This window comes from Streptomyces sp. NRRL WC-3626 (assembly GCF_000718785.1).
Lineage (GTDB): Bacteria > Actinomycetota > Actinomycetes > Streptomycetales > Streptomycetaceae > Streptomyces > Streptomyces edwardsiae.
In genome coordinates this window covers 26,933-46,179 of the sequence record NZ_JOCA01000021.1, presented here as the reverse complement: position 1 = coordinate 46,179, position 19,247 = coordinate 26,933, and the positions used below count along the sequence as shown (strand labels likewise).

Below are 19,247 nucleotides of genomic sequence, written 5' to 3'. Positions count from 1 at the left end.
GTCGGACGGGCGGGGCGCCGTGACCAGGGAGCACTCCTCTATGGCGGCATAAGCTGGGCTTATGAGCAAGACGGACGACCACGATCATCCGGGGCAGCGCACGGTGAGTCCGGGGTCCCTGGCGCACCGGGTGCCGGACCTCGGCGCGCTGGAACTGCTGCTGGCCGTGGCCCGGTTGGGGAGTCTGGGCGGGGCGGCGCGGGAACTGGGCATCACCCAGCCGGCCGCCAGCAGCCGTATCCGGTCGATGGAACGGCAGTTGGGGGTGGCGCTGGTCGACCGGTCGCCGCGCGGGTCGCGGCTCACGGACGCGGGGGCGCTCGTCACCGACTGGGCGCGACGGATCGTGGAGGCGGCGGAGGCGTTCGACGTGGGCGCGCAGGCGCTGCGGGACCGCAGGGACTCGCGGCTGCGGGTCGCCGCGAGCATGACGATCGCCGAGTATCTGCTGCCCGGGTGGCTGCTCGCGCTGCGCGCGGAGCGGCCGGACACGGCGGTGTCGCTGCTCGCGGGGAACTCGGCGGCGGTGGCGGAGCGGTTGCTGTCCGGGGAGGCGGACGTGGGGTTCGTGGAGGGGCTCACGGTGTCGACGGGGCTGGACTCCGCGGTGATCGGGCACGACCGGCTGATCGTGGTGACGGCGCCGTCGCATGCGTGGGCGCGGCGGCGGCGGGCGCTGGCGGCGGAGGAACTGGCGGCGACGCCGCTGATTCTCCGGGAGGAGGGGTCGGGGACCCGGCAGGTGCTGGACGCCGCGCTCGGGGGGCTGGCTCGGCCGCTCATCGAGCTGTCCTCGACCACTGCGGTGAAGGCCGCGGCGGTGGGTGGGGCGGGGCCGGCGGTGCTGAGTGAACTGGCGGTGGGGGAGGAGCTGGCGTTGCGGCGGCTGGTGCGGATTCCGGTGGACGGGGTGGCGCTGGCTCGCGACTTGCGGGCGGTGTGGCCCACGGGGCACCGGCCCACGGGGCCGGCTCGGGATCTGTTGTCACTGACGCGGGGGTGAGGTCGGCCGGGGCCGCGGGCGGGGGTGTTCGCGCGGCCCGGCGTTTGCAGGGTGCCGTCGCGCCCACCCGTGCCGCCCCAGCGACACGATTGCCCGCGGGAGCGGGGGCGGGGGCGGGGGGTGTTCGCGCGGTGCGGTGTTTACGGGAGGCCGCGGATCGAGTCGACCAGGGACCGCATGATGCTGAGGTCGTTGGACATTTCCGGGTGCCATTGGATGCCCAGGGTCCATGCGGGTGGGGGGAGTTCGATGGCTTCCACCGTGCCGTCCTCCGCGTGGGCCGAGGGGGACAGGTCCTTGCCGAGTCGGTCCACCGACTGGTGGTGGTGGGTGGGAACCGACATCTGGGCGGGGGACGCCGCGGCGTAGAGGGTGCCCGGGACCGGTTTGATCGAGTGGTGGGTGAAGGTGCCCGGGGCGGTCGCGTGGCCGTCGATGTGCTGGGTCAGGGTGCCGCCCAACGCGACGTTCAGGAGCTGCATGCCCCGGCAGATGCCGAGCAGCGGGACCCCCTGGGCCAGGGCCGCCTTGATCAGGGCCAGTTCCCAGGCGTCCCTCGCCCGGTCGGGCGGGCCCGTGCGGGGGTCCGGCTCGGCGCCGTAGTGGACCGGCTCCACGTCAGGACCGCCCGCGATGACCAGGCCGTCCAGGCGGGCCACGGTCGCCGCCGCGTGCTCCGGGGCGTCCGGCGGGAGCATCGCGGCCAGCCCTCCCGCCCGCTGCACCAGCCTCGGATAGCCGGCCGGCAGCAGCGCGGCGTCGAGCCGCCACGCCCCCCAGCTCACCTCGGGCTCCGCGTACGTACTGATGCCGATGAGTGGCCTCGCCGTCATGCCGTTCACCTTTCCCGTGTCAACTCCGCCTCGGCCGCCGCCAGCGCCGCGAACTCCTCCTCCGGTGCCCTCGCCACCAGATGCTTGCGGCTGTACAGCCCGAAGTAGGCGACCGCCACGCCGTACACGGCCAGCGCGATGAACGCCGCCGTCACATCCACCAGGAACGTCGCCACCAGCGCCGCACAGGCCAGCACCAGCGCGACGGAGGAGGTCAGCACCCCGCCCGGGGTCCGGTACGGCCGCGGCAGTTCCGGTTCCCGGCGGCGCAGCACGATGTGCGAGAGGGACATCAGCGCGTACGAGATCGTCGCGCCGAAGACGGCGATGTTCAGCATGCGGGCGCCGTTGCCCGTCCCCGCGGCCAGCGCGAAGCCGATCGCGCCCGGCACGAGGAGACCGAGATACGGAGCCCTGCGACTGCTGGTGAGGGACAGGAACCTCGGCAGATAGCCCGCCCGTGACAGCGCGAACAGCTGGCGCGAACCGGCGTAGATCAGCGAGAAGAACGAGGCGACGAGCCCGGCGAGGCCCGCGTAGTTGACGATCCGGCTCAGCGTCGTCGCCTCGCCGTCCGGCTGCAGCGCCTCCACCAGCGGGTTGCCCGCGTCCTGGACCGCCGCCGAGCCCCGCGCCCCGGCCGCCGCGACGAAGGTCACCACGGCCAGCACCACCAGGATGCCCATGGACCAGCGGATCGCCCTCGGCAGCGTACGGGCCGGTTCCCTCGTCTCCTCGGCGGCCAGCGGTACGCCCTCCACGCCCAGGAAGAACCACATGCCGAACGGGAACGCCGCCCAGATGCCCAACAGACCCATCGGCAGCCAGGAGTTCGCCCCGAACGCCGAGGAGTCCACCGGGATGTCGTCGAGCGAGGACGCGTCGAACCCGGGCAGCGCGCCCAGCGCGAACACCACCAGCGCCGCCACCGCGATGCCCGTGACGACGAAGCTGAAGCGCAGCGCCTCCCCGACGCCCCACAGATGGATGCCGATGAAGACGACGAAGCAGACGAGGTACACCGGCCAGCCGGACTCCAGGCCGAACAGGCCGAGGGACTCGACGTAGTCGCCGATGAAGATGGAGATCGCGGCCGGGGCGAGGACGTACTCGATGAGGATCGCGGTCCCGGTGAGGAATCCGCCCCACGGCCCGAGCGCCCGGCGGGCGAAGCCGTAGCCCCCGCCGGCCGTGGGCAGGATCGACGACAGCTCGGCCAGCGCGAACACCATGCAGGTGTACATGGCGCCCATCAGCACCATGGCGATGGCCAGGCCGCCGAAGCCGCCCTCGGCCAGGCCGAAGTTCCAGCCCGAGTAGTCGCCGGACACGACGTAGGCGACACCGAGCCCGGTCAGCAGCAGCCAGCCGGCGCTGCCACGGCGCAGTCTGCGGCGTTCGAGGTAGTCGTCCGCCTCACCGGCGGGCTCGGGGGACGCGGATGGAAGGCTCACGGGGCGACTCCGCAGGGGGCGGTGGCGAGCAACGGGTAATGGAGCTGATCCAGACCTTTGTCGGCCCATACCTTCCTGGCGTGAACGGCGTGAGCGCAAGACCCGTGCATCAAGCCGCGGCAAACCATCCGGATCACCTCACGCCAGGAACCCCCGCAGCAGCGCCGCCGTCCCCGCACAGTGCTCGCGCGCCGTCTCCCGCGCCCCGTCCGCGTCCCCCTCCAGCACCGCCTCCACGAGCGCCGTGTGCTGCCGCTGCGAGTGCTCCAGGTTGCGCACCAGCAGCGGGATGCAGTCCAGCAGGTCGTTCACCGACGCCCGTACCGCCGCGTACCGCGCCGTCAGCGTCGGCGAACCGCACAGCTCCGCCAGCGTGAGATGGAACAGCGTGTCCAGGCGGCGGTACTCCGCCAGCGGCGCGTCCCGCGTGCCGGACAGCGCCTCGCGCAGCCGCGCCGCCTGCTCGGGGGCCAGCCCGTGCGCCGCGCACAGTCCCGCCGCGCCCACCTCCAGCACCTCCCGGAAGCGCAGCACGTCCTCGATGTCGACCTCGGCGATCCGCCGCCGCAGCTCCTCCCCGCCGGTGTCCGTCGGGCGGGGCAGCACGAACGTCCCGCCGTACCTGCCGCGCCGCGACTCCACCAGCCCCTGGTCCTGGAGCACCTTCAGCACCTCGCGCAGCGTCACCCGGCTGATCCCCAGCCGCTCCGCCAGCTCGCGCTCGGCCGGCAGCCGCTCCCCGTCCGCCACCAGACCCAGCCGCACCACCTGGAGGATCTGCTCCAGGGCCTCCTCGAAGCCGTTGCCCGCGCGGACCTGCCGCAGCACCGGCGCCAGCCGGTCACCGACCCCGCCGCCCGCATCGTCCGGCATCCCGCCGCGCCCCCTTCCCAAGCAATGGTTCCCCGCAATACCTTATGGCTCCCGGCCCGACCGCAGAAGCCCGCACCCTCCCCACAGCAACTCGCAGCGGCCCGAGGAGGCCCTCCCGTGGCAGACCGCACACCCCCGCTCTCCGTCGAGGAACTGCGCGCCCTCGTCGCCGGCGGCGAGATCGACACCGTCGTCCTGGCCTTCCCCGACATGCAGGGACGCCTCCAGGGCAAGCGGTTCGCCGCACGCTTCTTCCTCGACGAGGTCCTCCGCCACGGCTCCGAGGGCTGCAACTACCTGCTCGCCGTCGACGCCGACATGAACACCGTCGACGGCTACGCCATGTCCTCCTGGGAGACCGGCTACGGCGACTTCGCCATGTACCCCGACCTCGACACCCTGCGCCGGGTGCCCTGGAACGAGGGCACCGCCCTGGTCGTCGCCGACCTCGCCTGGGCCGACGGCTCCCCGGTCGTCGCCGCCCCCCGGCAGATACTGCGCCGCCAGCTGGACCGTCTCGCCGCCCTCGGCTACACCGCCCAGGTCGGCACCGAGCTGGAGTTCATCGTCTTCAAGGACACCTACGAGCAGGCCTGGGACGCCGGCTACCGCGGGCTCACCCCCGCGAACCAGTACAACGTCGACTACTCGGTGCTCGGCACCGGCCGCGTCGAGCCCCTGCTGCGCCGTATCCGCAACGAGATGGCCGGCGCCGGACTCACCGTCGAGTCCGCCAAGGGCGAGTGCAACCCGGGCCAGCACGAGATCGCCTTCCGCTACGACGAGGCCCTGGTCACCTGCGACCAGCACGCCGTCTACAAGACCGGCGCCAAGGAGATCGCCGCCCAGGAGGGCGTCTCGCTCACCTTCATGGCGAAGTACAACGAGCGCGAGGGCAACTCCTGCCACATCCACCTCTCCCTCGCCGGCCTCGACGGCGGGACCGCGATGCCCGACTCCGCCGCGGTACCGGACGCCATGTCCGAGGTCATGCGGCACTTCCTCGCCGGGCAGCTCGTCGCGCTCCGCGAGTTCTCGCTGCTCTACGCCCCGCACATCAACTCGTACAAGCGGTTCCAGCCCGGCTCCTTCGCCCCCACCGCCGTCGCCTGGGGCCACGACAACCGCACCTGCGCGCTGCGCGTGGTCGGCCACGGCCGCTCCCTGCGCTTCGAGAACCGGCTGCCCGGCGGCGACGTCAACCCCCACCTCGCCGTGGCCGGCATGGTCGCGGCCGGGCTGTACGGCATCGAGCAGAAGCTCGAACTGCCCGAGCGGTGCGCGGGCAACGCCTACACGGCCGACTTCGCGCACGTCCCCACCACCCTGCGCGAGGCCGCCGAGCTGTGGGAGACCAGCCCGATCGCCAAGGCGGCCTTCGGCGACGAGGTCGTCGCGCACTACCGCAACATGGCGCGCGTCGAGATCGACGCCTTCGACGCCGCGGTCACCGACTGGGAGCTGCGCCGCTCCTTCGAACGCATGTGAGGCCCTCCGTGTCCGACCAGCCCCCCGAGCTCCAGGTACGCAACCCCGCGACCGAGGAGCTGATCGCCACCGTCCCGGCCACCACCCCCGCCGACGTCGACACCGCCGTCGTACGCGCCGCACACGCGCAGACCGCCTGGGCCGCCCTCGCCCCCGCCGACCGGGCCCGGCTGCTGCGCGGGTTCGCCGCCACCGTCGACGAGCACCTCGAGGAACTGGCCCGCCTGGAGGTCCGCGAGGCCGGCCACACCCTGGGAAACGCCCGCTGGGAGGCAGGCAACGTCCGCGACCTGCTCGACTACGCGGCCGGGGGAGTGGAACGCCTCACCGGCCGGCAGATCCCGGTCCCCGGCGGCGTGAACGTCACCTTCCTCGAACCGCTCGGCGTCGTCGGCGTCATCGCCCCCTGGAACTTCCCGATGCCCATCGCGGCCTGGGGCACCGCACCCGCCCTCGCCGCCGGCAACGCGGTGCTCCTCAAACCCGCCGAGACGACCCCCCTCACCGCCCTGCGCCTGGCCGGACTCGCCCTGGAAGCCGGCCTGCCCGAGGGCCTGTTCCAGGTGCTCCCCGGACACGGCCCGGTCACCGGGAACGCCCTCGTCGAACACCCCGGCGTCGCCAAGATCGTGTTCACCGGGTCCACGGCCGTCGGCAGACAGGTGTGGGCCAAGGGCGCCGCCCACCTCAAGCGCGTCACCCTCGAACTCGGCGGCAAGAGCCCCAACATCGTCTTCGCCGACGCCGACCTGGAGGCCGCCGCCGCGGCCGCCCCCATGTCCTTCCTCGACAACGCCGGGCAGGACTGCTGCGCCCGCACCCGCATCCTCGTCCAGCGCTCCGCGCACGACCGGTTCCTGGAACTGCTCGCCCCCGCGATCGAGGCCGTCCGGGTCGGCGACCCGGCGGACGAGAGCGTCGACATGGGCCCGCTGATCTCCGCCGCCCAGCTCGCCCGTGTCCGCTCCTACGCCACCGACGGCCTCGACGGCATCCGCGGCAAGGCCCCCGAGGGCCCCGGGTACTGGTTCCCGCCCACCGTCCTCACCGGCGTCGACCCGCAGGCGCGGGTGGCCGTCGAGGAGGTCTTCGGCCCCGTCGCCGTCGTCCTCCCCTTCGACGACGAGGCCGACGCCGTACGCCTGGCCAACGCCACCGACTACGGCCTCTCAGGCTCCCTGTGGACCCGCGACGTCGGCCGCGCCCTGCGCGTCTCGCAGGCCGTCCGCGCGGGCAACCTGTCCGTCAACTCCCATTCCAGCGTGCGCTACTGGACCCCGTTCGGCGGGTTCAAGCAGTCCGGGGTCGGGCGCGAGCTCGGCCCGGACGCGCTGACCGCCTTCACCGAAACCAAGAACGTCTTCATCAGCACGGAGGCCTGACCGCACATGAGCGAAGAGATCATCTGCCGCCGACTCGTCGGCCGTACCGCCGTCGTCACCGGAGCCGGCAGCGGCATCGGACTCGCCACCGCCCGCCGGCTCGCCTCCGAGGGCGCGCACGTCGTCTGCGCGGACGTGGACGAGGTACGCGGCAAGGCCGCGGCCGAGGAGACCGGCGGCATCTTCGTGCACGTCGACGTCACCGACCCCGAGCAGGTCGAGGCGCTGTTCAGGACCGCGTACGACACCTACGGCAGCGTCGACGTCGCCTTCAACAACGCGGGAATCTCCCCGCCCGACGACGACTCCATCCTGGAGACGGGGCTCGACGCCTGGAAGCGCGTCCAGGACGTCAACCTCACCTCCGTCTTCCTGTGCTGCAGGGCCGCCATCCCCTACATGCGGCGCCAGGGCAGGGGCTCCATCATCAACACGGCGTCCTTCGTCGCCCGGATGGGGGCGGCTACCAGCCAGATCTCGTACACGGCCTCCAAGGGCGGCGTGCTCGCCATGTCCCGCGAACTCGGGGTGCAGTTCGCCCGCGAGGGCATCCGGGTCAACGCCCTGTGCCCCGGCCCGGTCGACACCCCGCTCCTGCGGGAACTGTTCGCCAAGGACCCCGAACGGGCCGCCCGCCGGCTGGTGCACATCCCGCTCGGCCGGTTCGCCGACGCCGCCGAGATCGCCGCCGCCGTCGCCTTCCTGGCCAGCGACGACTCCTCCTTCGTCAACGCCACCGACTTCCTCGTGGACGGCGGGATCTCGGGGGCGTACGTCACGCCGCTGTAGCCCTCGTCGTTACAGTGCCGGGATGAGCATGACGCCCCCGCCCGGCTGGTACGCCGACCCGCACGGCCCGCACCTGGAACGCTGGTGGGACGGCACGGCCTGGACCGAGCACCGGCGCACCCCCGGGGCTCCCGCCGTGCCGCGGGCGCCGTCCGGCGGCCGTACGAAGGCGATCGCGCTCACCACGGCCGGGGCCGTGCTGGTCGCGGCGGTCGTCACCGGTGCGGTACTGCTCGGCGGTGACGACGGCGAACCGAAGACGCGGAGCGGCCCGACGGGCTCCACGTCCGCCCCGCCGCCCCTGCCGTCGTCACCGACGCCGTCGCCGTCCTCCTCCGAGGACCCGAACGTGGTCGAGGACCAGCTCAACGGGATCACCCTCCCGCTCCTCGACGGCTGGGTCCGGCCGAAGAACGTGCCCCAGGACGACGTCGTCATGACCACCGACGGAACCTACGACTGCCCCGGCGACGGCACCGTCTGCCGGCACGGCCTCGTCATCTCCCGCACCGTCACCGGGAAGGACGAGACCTCGCCCGAGGCGCTCGCCGAGGAGGACGTCTCCGACGCGGCCGACGCGGCCTTCGACAAGGACGCCCTCGGCCAGCGCCCCTATGGCGGCCTGACGTCCCACGAGGTCGTGAAGTCCGGTCCGGTCGCGGTGGCGGGCCGCGCCGGATATCTCGTGCGGTGGCGCGTCACCACCGCCAAGGGGCCCGGCGGCTACGTGCAGTCACTGGTATTCCCCTCCAGCGTCGGCACCGGCTCCCCGGTCCTCGTCCGCTACGTCTTCGACGCCGGCGAGGACGGCCCGCCCCTGGCCGACATGGACCGCATCACGAACGGCATCCGCTCGGTCACCGACACGGCCTCCTCCGGTGGCGTCGGCAGCAGCATCGGCCCCGCGGACTGAGCGGCTACAGGAACGTGTGGCCCTCGCCGCGATACGTCGGCACGGTCGCCGTCACCGTGTCGCCCTCCACCAGACGCAGCGCGTCGAACCGCTCGCACAGCTCGCCCGCCTTCGCGTGCCGGAACCACACCCGGTCGCCGATCAGCAGATCGTCGGCGGGCGACCCCAGCAGCGGCGTCTGCACCTCGCCGGCCCCCTCCTGCGGGTCGTAGCGCAGCCCCTCCGGCAGATACGGCACCGGCAGCCGGTCCGCGCCGGGCGCCCCCGACGCCGGATAGCCCCCGCCCAGCACCGTCACCACGCCGACACCGGGCCGCCGTACGACGGGCAGCGCGAACAGCGCGGCCGGACGGCCGGCGAACGACGTGTAGTTGTCGAACAGCCGCGGCACGTACAGCCCCGAACCGGCCGCGATCTCGGTGACCGCGTCCTCCGCGGCGGTGTGCTGCACACTGCCCGTGCCGCCGCCGTTGACGAACTCCAGCTCCGGTACGACCTCCCGGACCGCCCGTACCACCGCGGCCCGCCGCTCGGCCAGCTCCCGGCGCGCGGCGGTCTGCATCAGCCGCACCGCACGCGACCGCAGCGGGCGCCCGGCCACCGCGTCACCCACACCGGCCACATGACCCTCGTACGCCATGATCCCCACGACCCGGAATCCCGGCCGCCGGGCCACCGCGCGCGCGAACTCCGCGACCTGGGCGGGGGAGTGCAGCGGGGAACGCCGGGCACCGATCCGCACCCGCCCGCCGAACAGCTTGAGTGACGTGTCCAACTCCAGGCACACCCGGACCACTTCGCCGCCGCCCCCGCGCGAGGCGTCGATCAGGTCCAGCTGCGCCGGATCGTCCACCATGACCGTCACGGCGGCGGCCGGCTTGGGATCGGCGGCGAGCTCCGCGTAGGCGGACCGGTCGGCGGAGGGGTAGGCCAGCAGGACGTCGTCGAATCCGGAGCGGGCCAGCCACAGGGACTCGGCCAGGGTGAACGACATGATCCCCGCGAAACCGTCCCGCGCGAGCACCCGTTCGAGCAGCGCACGGCAGCGTACGGACTTGCTCGCGACCCGGACCGGCTTCCCGCCCGCCCGGCGGACCAGATCGTCCGCGTTGGCGTCGAAGGCGTCCAGGTCCACGATCGCGAAAGGGGCGTCGAGCGGTGCGGTGGCCCTGTCGTAACGGGCCCGGTCGGCGGCGCGCACAGTCATGAACGCAGCCTGCCAGACGCGATTACCGCACGGTAGGGGATGTTCCGGGCAGATGCCGCGGGCCTGCGGACTGGTTCCCGTTCGACGCGGATCACGCCGTAGAGTGACGCGCACGCAGGGCGGAACAGGCGCCGGCCGTCGGGCCGGGCCGGGATGACGCGCCGTCCGTGCGGGTATCTGTGCCCGGGACGAGTCCGTGCCGGGCGGGCACGACGGAACGGGGGGTGCATGAGCACGGAAGCGCGCCGCGCCTCCCACCCGCCACGACCCGCCGTCCCACCGCGCCCCGCGCATCCGCCGAAACCGAACGAGTCCCCGACGGACGAACGCGACGGCCAGGACGCCCCGGAACCCAGCGTCCCCCGAGGCCGCACCTCGGGCGGCGCCGGCCTCTTCGACCCCCGCGAACCGGTCGCCACGGACGCCGACGGCACGGGCGGGCCGCGTGGACGCGCCTCCGGCGCCTTCGAACGGCGCGAACCGCCGGCCGGGAACACCGGCCCCTCGGCGCCCCGCCCGCGCACCGGCGACGGCACGCCCCCGCCGCCCCGCGCCTCCGCCCGCTTCCCCGACACCCCGCCGACCGTCGGCGGCGAGACCCGCTCCGTCCCCCCACAGCCCACCCACCGCCCCACCCCGCCCGAGTCCCCCGCGGAGACGACCACCCGCCTGCGCCCCCTGCGCACCCGGGACGCCCACACACCCCCGCCGGGGGACACCGGCGAACGCCCCCCGGTCACGCGCGAAACACGCGGCCCCGGGACGCCCCCGCCGACCGACCCGCCGCGCCCCGCGCGCCGGCAGTCTCCGGGCGCGCGCCCGGGCACGGCCGCTGCCGGGGCGGCCCCGGCGTACCCGCCGGCCGACGCGTCCCGCCCGGCGCGGCGACCGGAGGCCGGCCGACCCTGGGACGGACGTCCGGGCACGGGCGACGCGCGCGGTGCCGGTTCACCACCGCCGTACGCGCCGACCGACGTACCCGGCCCGGCCCGGCGCCCCGGCGCCGATCACCGGGCCTCGGACCCGCGTCCGGGCGCGGGCCCGGCGCACGGCACCCCGTCCGGGGCCGGCAGCGGTCGTGTGCCCGATCCCGCGTTCTCCTGGAGTGCGCCCATGGCGCCGGGCGGTGCGTCCGGGGCGGGGCGGCCCGTGGTGTCGTTCGGGGAGCCGGAAGGGTACGGCGAGGGCGCGCGGCCCCGGCCGCTCGGACGGCGCGGACGGTCCCAGGCCATCGCGGCAGCCGCCTGCCTGGTCCTCGGGACCGGACTCATCGGCGGCGCCGTCACCGGGAGCTGGCTCACCGGCGACTCCGACGGGCCGGGCGCCCGGCCCGGCTTCGCCGCCGCCCAGGACATGTGGCACGACGTCCCGGTCGACCAGCTGTTCCCGCCCACCGTGCAGGGCAAGGGCGCGGGCCCCGGCGGCGCCGACCGCGTCTGGACCCGTATCGCCGTGGCCCCCGACAGCGACTGCGACGGCGCCTTCGACGCCCTGATGCGCAAGGTCCTCGCTCCCGTCGGCTGCGAGCGCCTGCTGCGCGCCACCTACACCGACGCCACCCAGAGTCATGTCACCACCGTCGGCCTGCTGTTCACCAGGGCCGACGCCGCCGCCATGACCACCCTCGCCCGCCGCTTCGAGAAGGAGCGCCTGGACCGCCGCAGCGACCTGATGCCCCTGCCGTACGCGGCCAAGGGCACCGCCGCCGCCGGGTTCGGCGCGAAGCAGCGCGCCTCCTGGACGGTCTCCGTCCTCACGGACGCCCCCGTCGTCGTCTACGCCGTCACCGGCTGGGCCGACGGCCGCACCGTCGACACCCCCCAGCCCGCCGAGGACGCCATGGAGTCCGGAGCCACCACCGCCCCCGCCCAGGCAGGCCTCGGCCACGAGGCCCAGGGCCTCGCCGACCGCGTCGAACGCGGCCTGCGCAAGAAGGCCGGCACCGCCACGGAGCAGCCGTCATGAGCCCTCGCACCGGCACCGCCGCACTCGGCGGCCTCCTCGCCGCCGCCCTCGTCCTCGTCCCCGCCACCGAGGCGCACGCGGACGGCATCCGCGCCCGGCAGTGGGCCCTCGAGGCCATGCACACCACCGAGGCGTGGCAGACCACGAAGGGCGCGGGCGTCACCGTCGCCGTCCTGGACACCGGCGTCGAGGCCGACCACCCCGACCTCGACGGCAACGTCCTCACCGGCACGGACCTCGTCGGCTTCGGCGCGAGCGAGGGCGACCGCGCCTGGGCCCGCCACGGCACCGCCATGGCCGGCATCATCGCCGGCCACGGACACGGCGCCGGCAACGCCGACGGCGTCATGGGCATCGCGCCCGAGGCGAAGATCCTCCCCGTCCGCGTGATCCTCGAGGACGGCGACGACGCCCGCGCCAAGGCCCGCCGCACCCGCGGCAACGCCCTCGCCGACGGCATCCGCTGGGCCACCGACCACGGCGCCGACGTCATCAACCTCTCCCTCGGCGACGACTCCGCCTCCGCGCACCCCGAATCCGGCGAGGACCAGGCCATCCAGTACGCCCTGCGCAAGGGCGTGACCGTCGTCGCCTCCGCCGGGAACGGCGGCGAGAAGGGCGACCACGTCTCCTACCCGGCCGCCTACCCCGGCGTCATCGCCGCCACCGCCGTCGACCGCTACGGCACCCGCGCCCCCTTCTCCACCCGCCGCTGGTACGCCACGGTCAGCGCCCCCGGCGTCGACGTGATCATCGCCGACCCCGACCACAAGTACTACGAGGGCTGGGGCACCAGCGCCGCCGCCGCGTTCGTCTCCGGTGCCGTCGCCCTGATCAAGGCGGCCCACCCGGACCTCACCCCGGCCCAGGTCAAGGACCTCCTGAAGGACACCGCCCGCAACGCCCCCGCCGACGGGCGCGACGACTCCCGCGGCTTCGGCTTCATCGACCCGGCCGCCGCGATCGAGGCCGCGTCCCGGCTGAAGCCGGAGGGGCTGAAGGCGGCGGCCTACGGGGACCGGTACTTCGGCCCCGGACCGGACACCGCGGACTCCGGCGGCGACACCGCCGACTGGGCGGCCCCCCTGGCGGGCGGCGCGGGCGGAGTCCTGCTGGTCGCCGCCGTGGTCCTGTGGCGAGGCCGCCGCCCCCGCTACGACGAGGTCTGAGCCCCGGCCGGTCCGCCCCCGCTGAACACCGACACCGCCGCCCGCGCCGCCGCCTCGGTCAGCGCGATCCCCTCCTCCCGGGTCGCGCTGCCCCGCGACAGCGCCGCCACCAGGTAGTCGTGGCCGCCCGCCGTCACCCGCCCGATGCTGTTGATCACCCACAGGCCGGTGGTGCCGCGCCGCAGCCAGCCGTTCTTCAGCGCCCACCCCGCGCCGTCGGCCGCCGCCGACACCCCCCACCGCTGCCCCGCGGCGATCCGCCCCATCAGCTCCCGCGCATACGCCCGCGAGGCCTCGCTCAGCCGCGACCCCTGCGCGACGAACACCTGCCGCAGCAGCCGGATCCGGTCGTCGGCCGTGGTCTGCGTCAGCCCCCACAGCGGCCCGTCCCCGCCCGCCGTGTCCGTCAGCCCGAACCGCTCGTTCGCGGCGTCGAGCCCCTCCGCCGTGCCGATGGACCGCCACAGCGCCGACGTGGCGTCGTTGTCACTGTTCTCGATCATCGCGGTGGCGTACGTCCGCTCCTCGGCCGTCGGCGCCCGCCCCGCGTCCTGCGCCCGGAGCAGCAGCGCCGTGAGGACGTCGACCTTGACGACGCTCGCCGTGTCGAAGACGCCCGCGCCGTACGAGGCACCCTCCCCGGAGCCGGTCTCCAGCACCGCCACCGACACCTCGGCGCCGTCCGCCACGTCCACCCGCTCCATGGCCGCCGCCAGCACCGCGTCCCGGTCCACCGCCGCCTCCGTCGCGCTCTCCACCGCGTCCTCCCTGTCCGCCGTCCGCACCGCCGCCGGGTGCGCGGTCATGTACATCGTCCCCGCCGCCGTGAACCCCGGCCCGCCCCCGATAGGGTCGGTGACCGTGGCGAACAAGAACATCCCCGACTCCCCGTTCCGCGACGACGACGGCACCGCCGACCCCCGGCTGAGCGCCGCGCTCGCCGGCTGGGCGGAGGACGGCAACGCCGTCGGCCCCGTCCTCGCGGCACTCAAGGACGCCCGGCTGCTCGTTCCCGTGGTGGCCGTACTCGGCGAGGTGGAGCGGGACGAGAACGGGCTGCGCCGTGAGAAGACCAGCGACATGGCCGTACCGACGCTGAAGGCGGGCAACCGCACCGCCCTTCCCGCCTTCACCTCCACCGAGTCGCTCGCCCGCTGGGACCCGGAGGCCCGCCCCGTCGCCGTACCGCTGCGCCAGGCCCTGGAGGCCGCCGCGCACGAGAAGGCGGACACCGTCGTACTGGACCTGGCCGGGCCCGTGCCCTTCGAACTGACCGGCCCCACCCTGCTCGCCCTCGCCGAGGGCCGCACCAGCACCGACCCGCTCGCCGACCCGGCCGTCGTCGAGGCCGTACGCGCCGCGGTCGCCGCGGAACCCGCCGTCCTGCGCGCCCACCTCGGGCCGGGCCAGGCCGACGGCACCCTCGCCCTCGTCCTCGACCCCGCCGTGCCGGCCGCCGAGGCCGCGCGCGCCATGGCGCGGCGGCTGGCCGCCGACGAGACACTGAGGGCCCGCCTGGTGCGCGGCCTCGACCTGGCAGTCCTGCCGGCCGGGACCACGCCTCCCGGCGAGCCCTTGTACGTACGTCCCTGAGACCTCAGCCGTAGACGGCGCCCGTGTACTTCTCGCCCGGACCCTGACCCGGCTCGTCCGGGACCAGCGAGGCCTCGCGGAACGCCAGCTGGAGCGACTTCAGACCGTCGCGCAGCGGCGCCGCGTGGAACGAGCTGATCTCGGTCGCGGAGGCGTCCAGCAGACCGGCCAGCGCGTGCACCAGCTTGCGGGCCTCGTCCAGGTCCTTGAACGTGTCGCCCTCCTCGGTCAGACCGAGCTTCACGGCGGCGGCGCTCATCAGGTTGACGGCGACCGTCACGATCACCTCGACGGCCGGGACCTCGGCGATGTCGCGGGCCATGGCGTCGAAGTCGGGGTCACCGGAGGTTCCGGGGGTGTCCGAAGGGGAGGTCTCACTCATGCCCCACACGATAGGCGCAAGGGGGGCGCCCCCCTGACGGCAGGAGGCCGGTACGGCCGGTTGGTGCGGCCCACCGGGAGCTGCTAACCTTGTGTAACGACCGGTCGGACCCGTGTGCCTCGCAGCATATGAGCCCGGCCCACAAGTGGAGGCTTCGAACTCCCACCTGACCGCCCCCCGGGCGGCAGGTCACCGGTCAGGCGGTCCCGTCCCCCGAGGCGGCGATCGGCCCGAAAGCGCGCCCCGCGATCATCGTGGCGGTGTTCCGGTAGTTCGAGGAACCCCGCCTGTGATCGGCCGGGGCATTTTTTCTGTTTCGGCGCGGTTAGGTCTCACGAATACAGACGTTACGCGGCTGTCCGCCAGACCGTCGCGTGGTGCTACCGAGGAGGATCCATCAGCGCCGAGCCCCGCATCAACGACCGGATTCGCGTTCCCGAGGTGCGACTTGTCGGTCCCAGCGGCGAGCAGGTCGGGATTGTCCCGCTTGCCAAGGCCCTGGAGCTTGCGCAGGAGTACGACCTCGATCTCGTCGAGGTCGCGGCGAACGCCCGTCCGCCCGTGTGCAAGCTCATGGACTACGGGAAGTTCAAGTACGAGTCGGCCATGAAGGCCCGTGAGGCGCGCAAGAACCAGGCGCACACGGTCATCAAGGAGATGAAGCTCCGGCCGAAGATCGACCCGCACGACTATGACACCAAGAAGGGTCACGTCGTCCGGTTCCTCAAGCAGGGCGACAAGGTCAAGATCACGATCATGTTCCGTGGTCGCGAGCAGTCCCGGCCGGAGCTCGGTTACCGACTGCTGCAGCGTCTCGCGGAGGACGTGGCCGACCTCGGGTTCGTGGAGTCGAACCCGAAGCAGGACGGCCGGAACATGATCATGGTTCTCGGTCCGCACAAGAAGAAGACCGAGGCGATGGCCGAGGCCCGGCAGGCGCAGGAAGCCCGCAAGGCGGACGCGAAGGCCAACCCCGGCAAGTCGCAGAACGTCGCGGAAGCCGAGGACCTGCCGGCCGAGGAGCCTGCCGAGGCGTGACTCCCCGGGGTGCGAGCCCCAGGAAGCAACCGACAACAAGTACGACGCTCCACCGTGCCCGGTTCTCAAGACCGGGCATCGGAGCGCCACCGACGAGGAGAGAACGGCGCTATGCCGAAGAACAAGTCGCACAGCGGTGCCAGCAAGCGCTTCAAGATCACCGGCTCCGGCAAGGTGCTGCGTGAGCGCGCCGGCAAGCGCCACCTGCTCGAGCACAAGTCGTCCCGCGTGACGCGTCGCCTCACCGGCAACGCCGAGATGGCCCCGGGCGACGCCGCGAAGATCAAGAAGCTTCTCGGCAAGTGAGGTCGGGCGCACCGCGCCTGATCCACGCACACCGGGACCCAATCGTTTCCGGGCCGTGTGGCGACAACCACGGCCCCGCTACAAGGAGTTAACAAGTGGCACGCGTCAAGCGGGCAGTCAACGCCCACAAGAAGCGCCGGGCGATCCTCGAGCAGGCCTCCGGCTACCGCGGTCAGCGCTCGCGCCTGTACCGCAAGGCCAAGGAGCAGGTCACCCACTCGCTGGTCTACAACTACAACGACCGCAAGAAGCGCAAGGGCGACTTCCGTCAGCTGTGGATCCAGCGCATCAACGCCGCTGCCCGCGCCAACGGCATCACGTACAACCGCTTCATCCAGGGCCTGAAGGCCGCCAACGTCGAGGTCGACCGCAAGATCCTCGCGGAGCTGGCCGTCAACGACGCGACGGCGTTCGCCGCGCTGGTCGAGGTCGCGCAGAAGGCGCTGCCGGCGGACGTCAACGCGCCGAAGGCCGCGTGACGCTGCGCTGGCCTTGAGCCGGACGTGAGTGCAGGACCCGCAGGCTTATGGCTTGCGGGTCCTGTTGTTTGCCGTTCCTCGGCGGTCCTTCGGGTGCGGGCCCGGCTGCGGCTGGTCGCGCCCACGCGGCGGAGCCGCACATCGAAACAGCCCCGCGCCCCCAGGGGGTTGCGGGCGCCGCTGTGTGCAGGGCGGCGCAGGGCCACCAGGGAGCTGCACCGTTGCCGCGACCCCGTACATTGCGATTCCTCCGAAGGTGAAGACATGGCTCCCGTCAGCCCCGAGCTGATCTCCCCCCGTTCTCCGCGTGTTGCCGCCGCTCGGCGGCTCGGGAAGCGGAACTTCCGGGGGAAGGAGCGGCTGTTTCTCGCCGAGGGGCCGCAGGCCGTGCGGGAGGCGGCCGGGCACGGGGACACGCTCGTCGAGCTGTTCGCCACCGTCGAGGCCGCCGAGCGGTACGCCGACATCGTCGGGGCGGCCCGTGACGCCGGGGCGCGTGTCCACCTCGCGTCCGAGGACGTCATCGCCGACATCTCCACCACCGTCACCCCGCAGGGGCTGGTAGGGGTGTGCCGGTTCCTGGACACGCCGTTCCAGGAGATCCTCGCCGCCCGGCCCAGGCTCGTCGCCGTCCTCGCCCATGTGCGCGACCCCGGGAACGCCGGCACCGTGCTGCGCTGCGCCGACGCCGCCGGAGCCGACGCCGTCGTCCTCACCGACGCCTCCGTCGACCTGTACAACCCCAAGGCCGTACGCGCCTCCGTCGGCTCCCTGTTCCACCTTCCCGTCGCCGTCGGCGTTCCCGTCGAACAGGCCGTGGCCGGACTGCGGGACGCGGGCGTACGCCTCCTCGCCGCCGACGGCGCGGGCCACCGGGACCTCGACGACGAGCTCGACAAGGGCACCATGGGCGGCCCCACCGCCTGGGTCTTCGGCAACGAGGCCTGGGGTCTGCCCGAGGAGACCCGCGCCCTCACCGACGCCGTCGTCCGCGTTCCCATCCACGGAAAGGCGGAGAGCCTGAACCTCGCCACCGCCGCCGCCGTATGTCTCTACGCGTCGGCCCGTGCACAGCGCGCCGCCGGAGGGTGCCGCTCCGTCACCGGGAGCTAGTAGGGTGACCAGCCCGGGGGACCCTCCCCAAGCTCTCGGCAGGGGCTCGAGCACGGGGCGCCCCGAGGATGGTCCGAGAGGTGGGGTACGGGGATGAGTGTCGGCACGAGCAGCGCACCGGGGGCACGACGGGCCGCGCGCCCGCCCGCGCCCCGGCCCGGTGATCTCGCCGAACTCGGCATCGACCCCGACCAGCTGCCCGACGGACTCGTCGTCGCCGACGAGCACGGGCGGGTGATCTGCTTCAACACGGCCGCCGCCCGTATCACCGCCGTCCCCGCCGAGCGCGCCCTCGGGCAGCCGCTGGAGACCGTCCTGCCGTTAGAGGACCTGGAGGGCCGCCGCTGGTGGCAGCTCACCGACCCCTACGGCGGCCTCGCCATCCGCGTCCGCCAGCCCGAACGCAACCTGCTGCTTCCCGGCGGCCGCGAGGTCCTCGTCTCCGCCCGCTACGTCCGTACCCGGCCCACCGGCCCCGTCCGCCGTGTCGTCGTCGGCCTGCGCGACACCGAGGCCCGGCGCCGCACCGAGCGCAGCCACGCGGAGCTGATCGCCACCGTCGCCCACGAACTGCGCTCCCCGCTCACCTCCGTCAAGGGCTTCACCGCCACCCTGCTCGCCAAGTGGGAGCGGTTCACCGACGACCAGAAACGGCTGATGCTGGAGACCGTCGACGCCGACGCCGACCGGGTCACCCGGCTCATCGCCGAGCTGCTCGACATATCCCGTATCGACTCCGGCCGGCTCGAGGTGCGCCGCCAGCCCGTCGACATCGGGGCCGCCGTCGGACGGCACATCCAGGCCTATGTCGCGGCGGGCCAGGAGGCAGACCGCTTCCTGCTCCGGGTGCAGCACCCGCTGCCCGACCTGTGGGCCGACCCCGACAAGGTGGACCAGGTGCTCAGCAACCTGCTGGAAAATGCGGTGCGCCACGGCGAGGGAACCGTCACGATCGACATCACGCCCTCGGCGTCCCCGCGCGAACGGGAGACCGGCGAGAGCGCGGCCACGTCGGTCACGGTGAGCGACGAGGGGCCCGGCATCCCGGAGGAGTCCATGAACCGCGTCTTCACCCGCTTCTGGCGGGGCAGCAAACGTGGCGGCACGGGCCTCGGGCTGTACATCGTCAAGGGCATCGTCGAAGCCCACGGCGGCACCATCACGGTCGGACGCGCCCCCGGCGGCGGCGCCGAGTTCCGATTTACGTTGCCCGTGGCGGCACCCGCGTATCTCAGCTGAGATCCGGGCCCGGCGCCACGG

General features: G+C 73.6%; 19 protein-coding genes. 13 read left to right on the top strand and 6 right to left on the bottom strand.

What is annotated here, in order from left to right; genetic code table 11:
* The first annotated feature begins 61 nt into the window (after positions 1–61).
* A complete protein-coding gene (locus IF28_RS0127080; protein ID WP_030225279.1) occupies positions 62–1,003 on the top strand; it encodes a LysR family transcriptional regulator in 942 nt (313 codons plus the stop codon).
* Positions 1,004–1,143: 140 nt separating this feature from the next.
* Here the strand turns inward: IF28_RS0127080 and IF28_RS0127075 are convergent, their stop codons facing one another.
* The 3 genes from IF28_RS0127075 to IF28_RS0127065 form a co-directional block, all read right to left on the bottom strand.
* Positions 1,144–1,836, bottom strand: coding sequence for a gamma-glutamyl-gamma-aminobutyrate hydrolase family protein (locus IF28_RS0127075; RefSeq protein WP_030225277.1), 693 nt, complete (start codon positions 1,834–1,836; stop codon positions 1,144–1,146).
* Positions 1,837–1,841: 5 nt separating this feature from the next.
* A complete protein-coding gene (eat, locus tag IF28_RS0127070) occupies positions 1,842–3,290 on the bottom strand; it encodes an ethanolamine permease (RefSeq protein WP_030225275.1) in 1,449 nt (482 codons plus the stop codon).
* A gap of 138 nt (positions 3,291–3,428) precedes the next feature.
* Positions 3,429–4,163 (bottom strand): FadR/GntR family transcriptional regulator, encoded by a 735-nt coding sequence (locus IF28_RS0127065; RefSeq protein WP_030225273.1) that lies wholly within the window; start codon positions 4,161–4,163, stop codon positions 3,429–3,431.
* Between the two features lie 117 nt (positions 4,164–4,280).
* Here IF28_RS0127065 and IF28_RS0127060 point away from each other — a divergent pair, with 117 nt between their 5' ends.
* From IF28_RS0127060 to IF28_RS0127045, 4 genes are read left to right on the top strand one after another with little or no spacing between them, the layout of a single operon-like run.
* Complete coding sequence (locus IF28_RS0127060) at positions 4,281–5,651, top strand: glutamine synthetase family protein (protein WP_030225271.1); 1,371 nt, start codon at positions 4,281–4,283, stop codon at positions 5,649–5,651.
* 8 nt (positions 5,652–5,659) lie between these two features.
* Entirely contained in the window at positions 5,660–7,033 is a 1,374-nt protein-coding gene (locus IF28_RS0127055) for an aldehyde dehydrogenase family protein (RefSeq protein ID WP_030225270.1), read from the top strand.
* 6 nt (positions 7,034–7,039) lie between these two features.
* Positions 7,040–7,822: a 3-oxoacyl-ACP reductase gene (locus IF28_RS0127050; protein ID WP_030225269.1), complete on the top strand. Its 783-nt coding sequence runs from the start codon at positions 7,040–7,042 to the stop codon at positions 7,820–7,822.
* Between the two features lie 28 nt (positions 7,823–7,850).
* Positions 7,851–8,735, top strand: a complete 885-nt coding sequence (locus IF28_RS0127045; RefSeq protein ID WP_030225267.1) for a DUF2510 domain-containing protein — start codon at positions 7,851–7,853, stop codon at positions 8,733–8,735.
* Between the two features lie 4 nt (positions 8,736–8,739).
* Here IF28_RS0127045 and IF28_RS0127040 read toward each other — a convergent pair whose 3' ends face one another.
* Positions 8,740–9,942 (bottom strand): amino acid deaminase/aldolase, encoded by a 1,203-nt coding sequence (locus IF28_RS0127040; RefSeq protein ID WP_030225265.1) that lies wholly within the window; start codon positions 9,940–9,942, stop codon positions 8,740–8,742.
* A gap of 228 nt (positions 9,943–10,170) precedes the next feature.
* On the opposite strand from IF28_RS0127040, the gene IF28_RS40300 reads away from it, so the two are divergent.
* Entirely contained in the window at positions 10,171–11,907 is a 1,737-nt protein-coding gene (locus IF28_RS40300) for a hypothetical protein (RefSeq protein WP_324616058.1), read from the top strand.
* A complete protein-coding gene (gene mycP, locus IF28_RS0127030; RefSeq protein WP_030225262.1) occupies positions 11,904–13,076 on the top strand; it encodes a type VII secretion-associated serine protease mycosin in 1,173 nt (390 codons plus the stop codon). Before IF28_RS40300 ends, mycP begins: the two co-directional genes overlap by 4 nt.
* On the opposite strand, the gene IF28_RS0127025 is transcribed toward mycP, so the two are convergent.
* Positions 13,061–13,888, bottom strand: coding sequence for a serine hydrolase (locus IF28_RS0127025; protein ID WP_420713797.1), 828 nt, complete (start codon positions 13,886–13,888; stop codon positions 13,061–13,063). The genes mycP and IF28_RS0127025 overlap by 16 nt on opposite strands.
* Before the next feature lie 49 nt (positions 13,889–13,937).
* Between IF28_RS0127025 and IF28_RS0127020 the strand changes: the two genes are divergently transcribed.
* Positions 13,938–14,669, top strand: coding sequence for an SseB family protein (locus tag IF28_RS0127020; protein ID WP_030225258.1), 732 nt, complete (start codon positions 13,938–13,940; stop codon positions 14,667–14,669).
* A gap of 4 nt (positions 14,670–14,673) precedes the next feature.
* Here the strand turns inward: IF28_RS0127020 and IF28_RS0127015 are convergent, their stop codons facing one another.
* A complete protein-coding gene (locus tag IF28_RS0127015; protein WP_030225255.1) occupies positions 14,674–15,051 on the bottom strand; it encodes a DUF1844 domain-containing protein in 378 nt (125 codons plus the stop codon).
* Between the two features lie 396 nt (positions 15,052–15,447).
* Here IF28_RS0127015 and infC point away from each other — a divergent pair, with 396 nt between their 5' ends.
* The 5 genes from infC to IF28_RS0126990 all read left to right on the top strand — a co-directional run bounded on the left by infC (position 15,448) and on the right by IF28_RS0126990 (position 19,226).
* On the top strand, positions 15,448–16,089 hold the full coding sequence (infC, locus tag IF28_RS0127010) for a translation initiation factor IF-3 (protein ID WP_078621453.1): 642 nt from the start codon (positions 15,448–15,450) through the stop codon (positions 16,087–16,089).
* A gap of 111 nt (positions 16,090–16,200) precedes the next feature.
* On the top strand, positions 16,201–16,395 hold the full coding sequence (rpmI, locus tag IF28_RS0127005) for a 50S ribosomal protein L35 (RefSeq protein ID WP_003977225.1): 195 nt from the start codon (positions 16,201–16,203) through the stop codon (positions 16,393–16,395).
* 95 nt (positions 16,396–16,490) lie between these two features.
* Positions 16,491–16,874: a 50S ribosomal protein L20 gene (gene rplT / locus IF28_RS0127000; protein ID WP_004933571.1), complete on the top strand. Its 384-nt coding sequence runs from the start codon at positions 16,491–16,493 to the stop codon at positions 16,872–16,874.
* Positions 16,875–17,138: 264 nt separating this feature from the next.
* Complete coding sequence (locus IF28_RS0126995) at positions 17,139–17,987, top strand: TrmH family RNA methyltransferase (RefSeq protein WP_030225245.1); 849 nt, start codon at positions 17,139–17,141, stop codon at positions 17,985–17,987.
* A gap of 93 nt (positions 17,988–18,080) precedes the next feature.
* On the top strand, positions 18,081–19,226 hold the full coding sequence (locus tag IF28_RS0126990) for a sensor histidine kinase (protein WP_030225243.1): 1,146 nt from the start codon (positions 18,081–18,083) through the stop codon (positions 19,224–19,226).
* Positions 19,227–19,247: the final 21 nt, after the last annotated feature.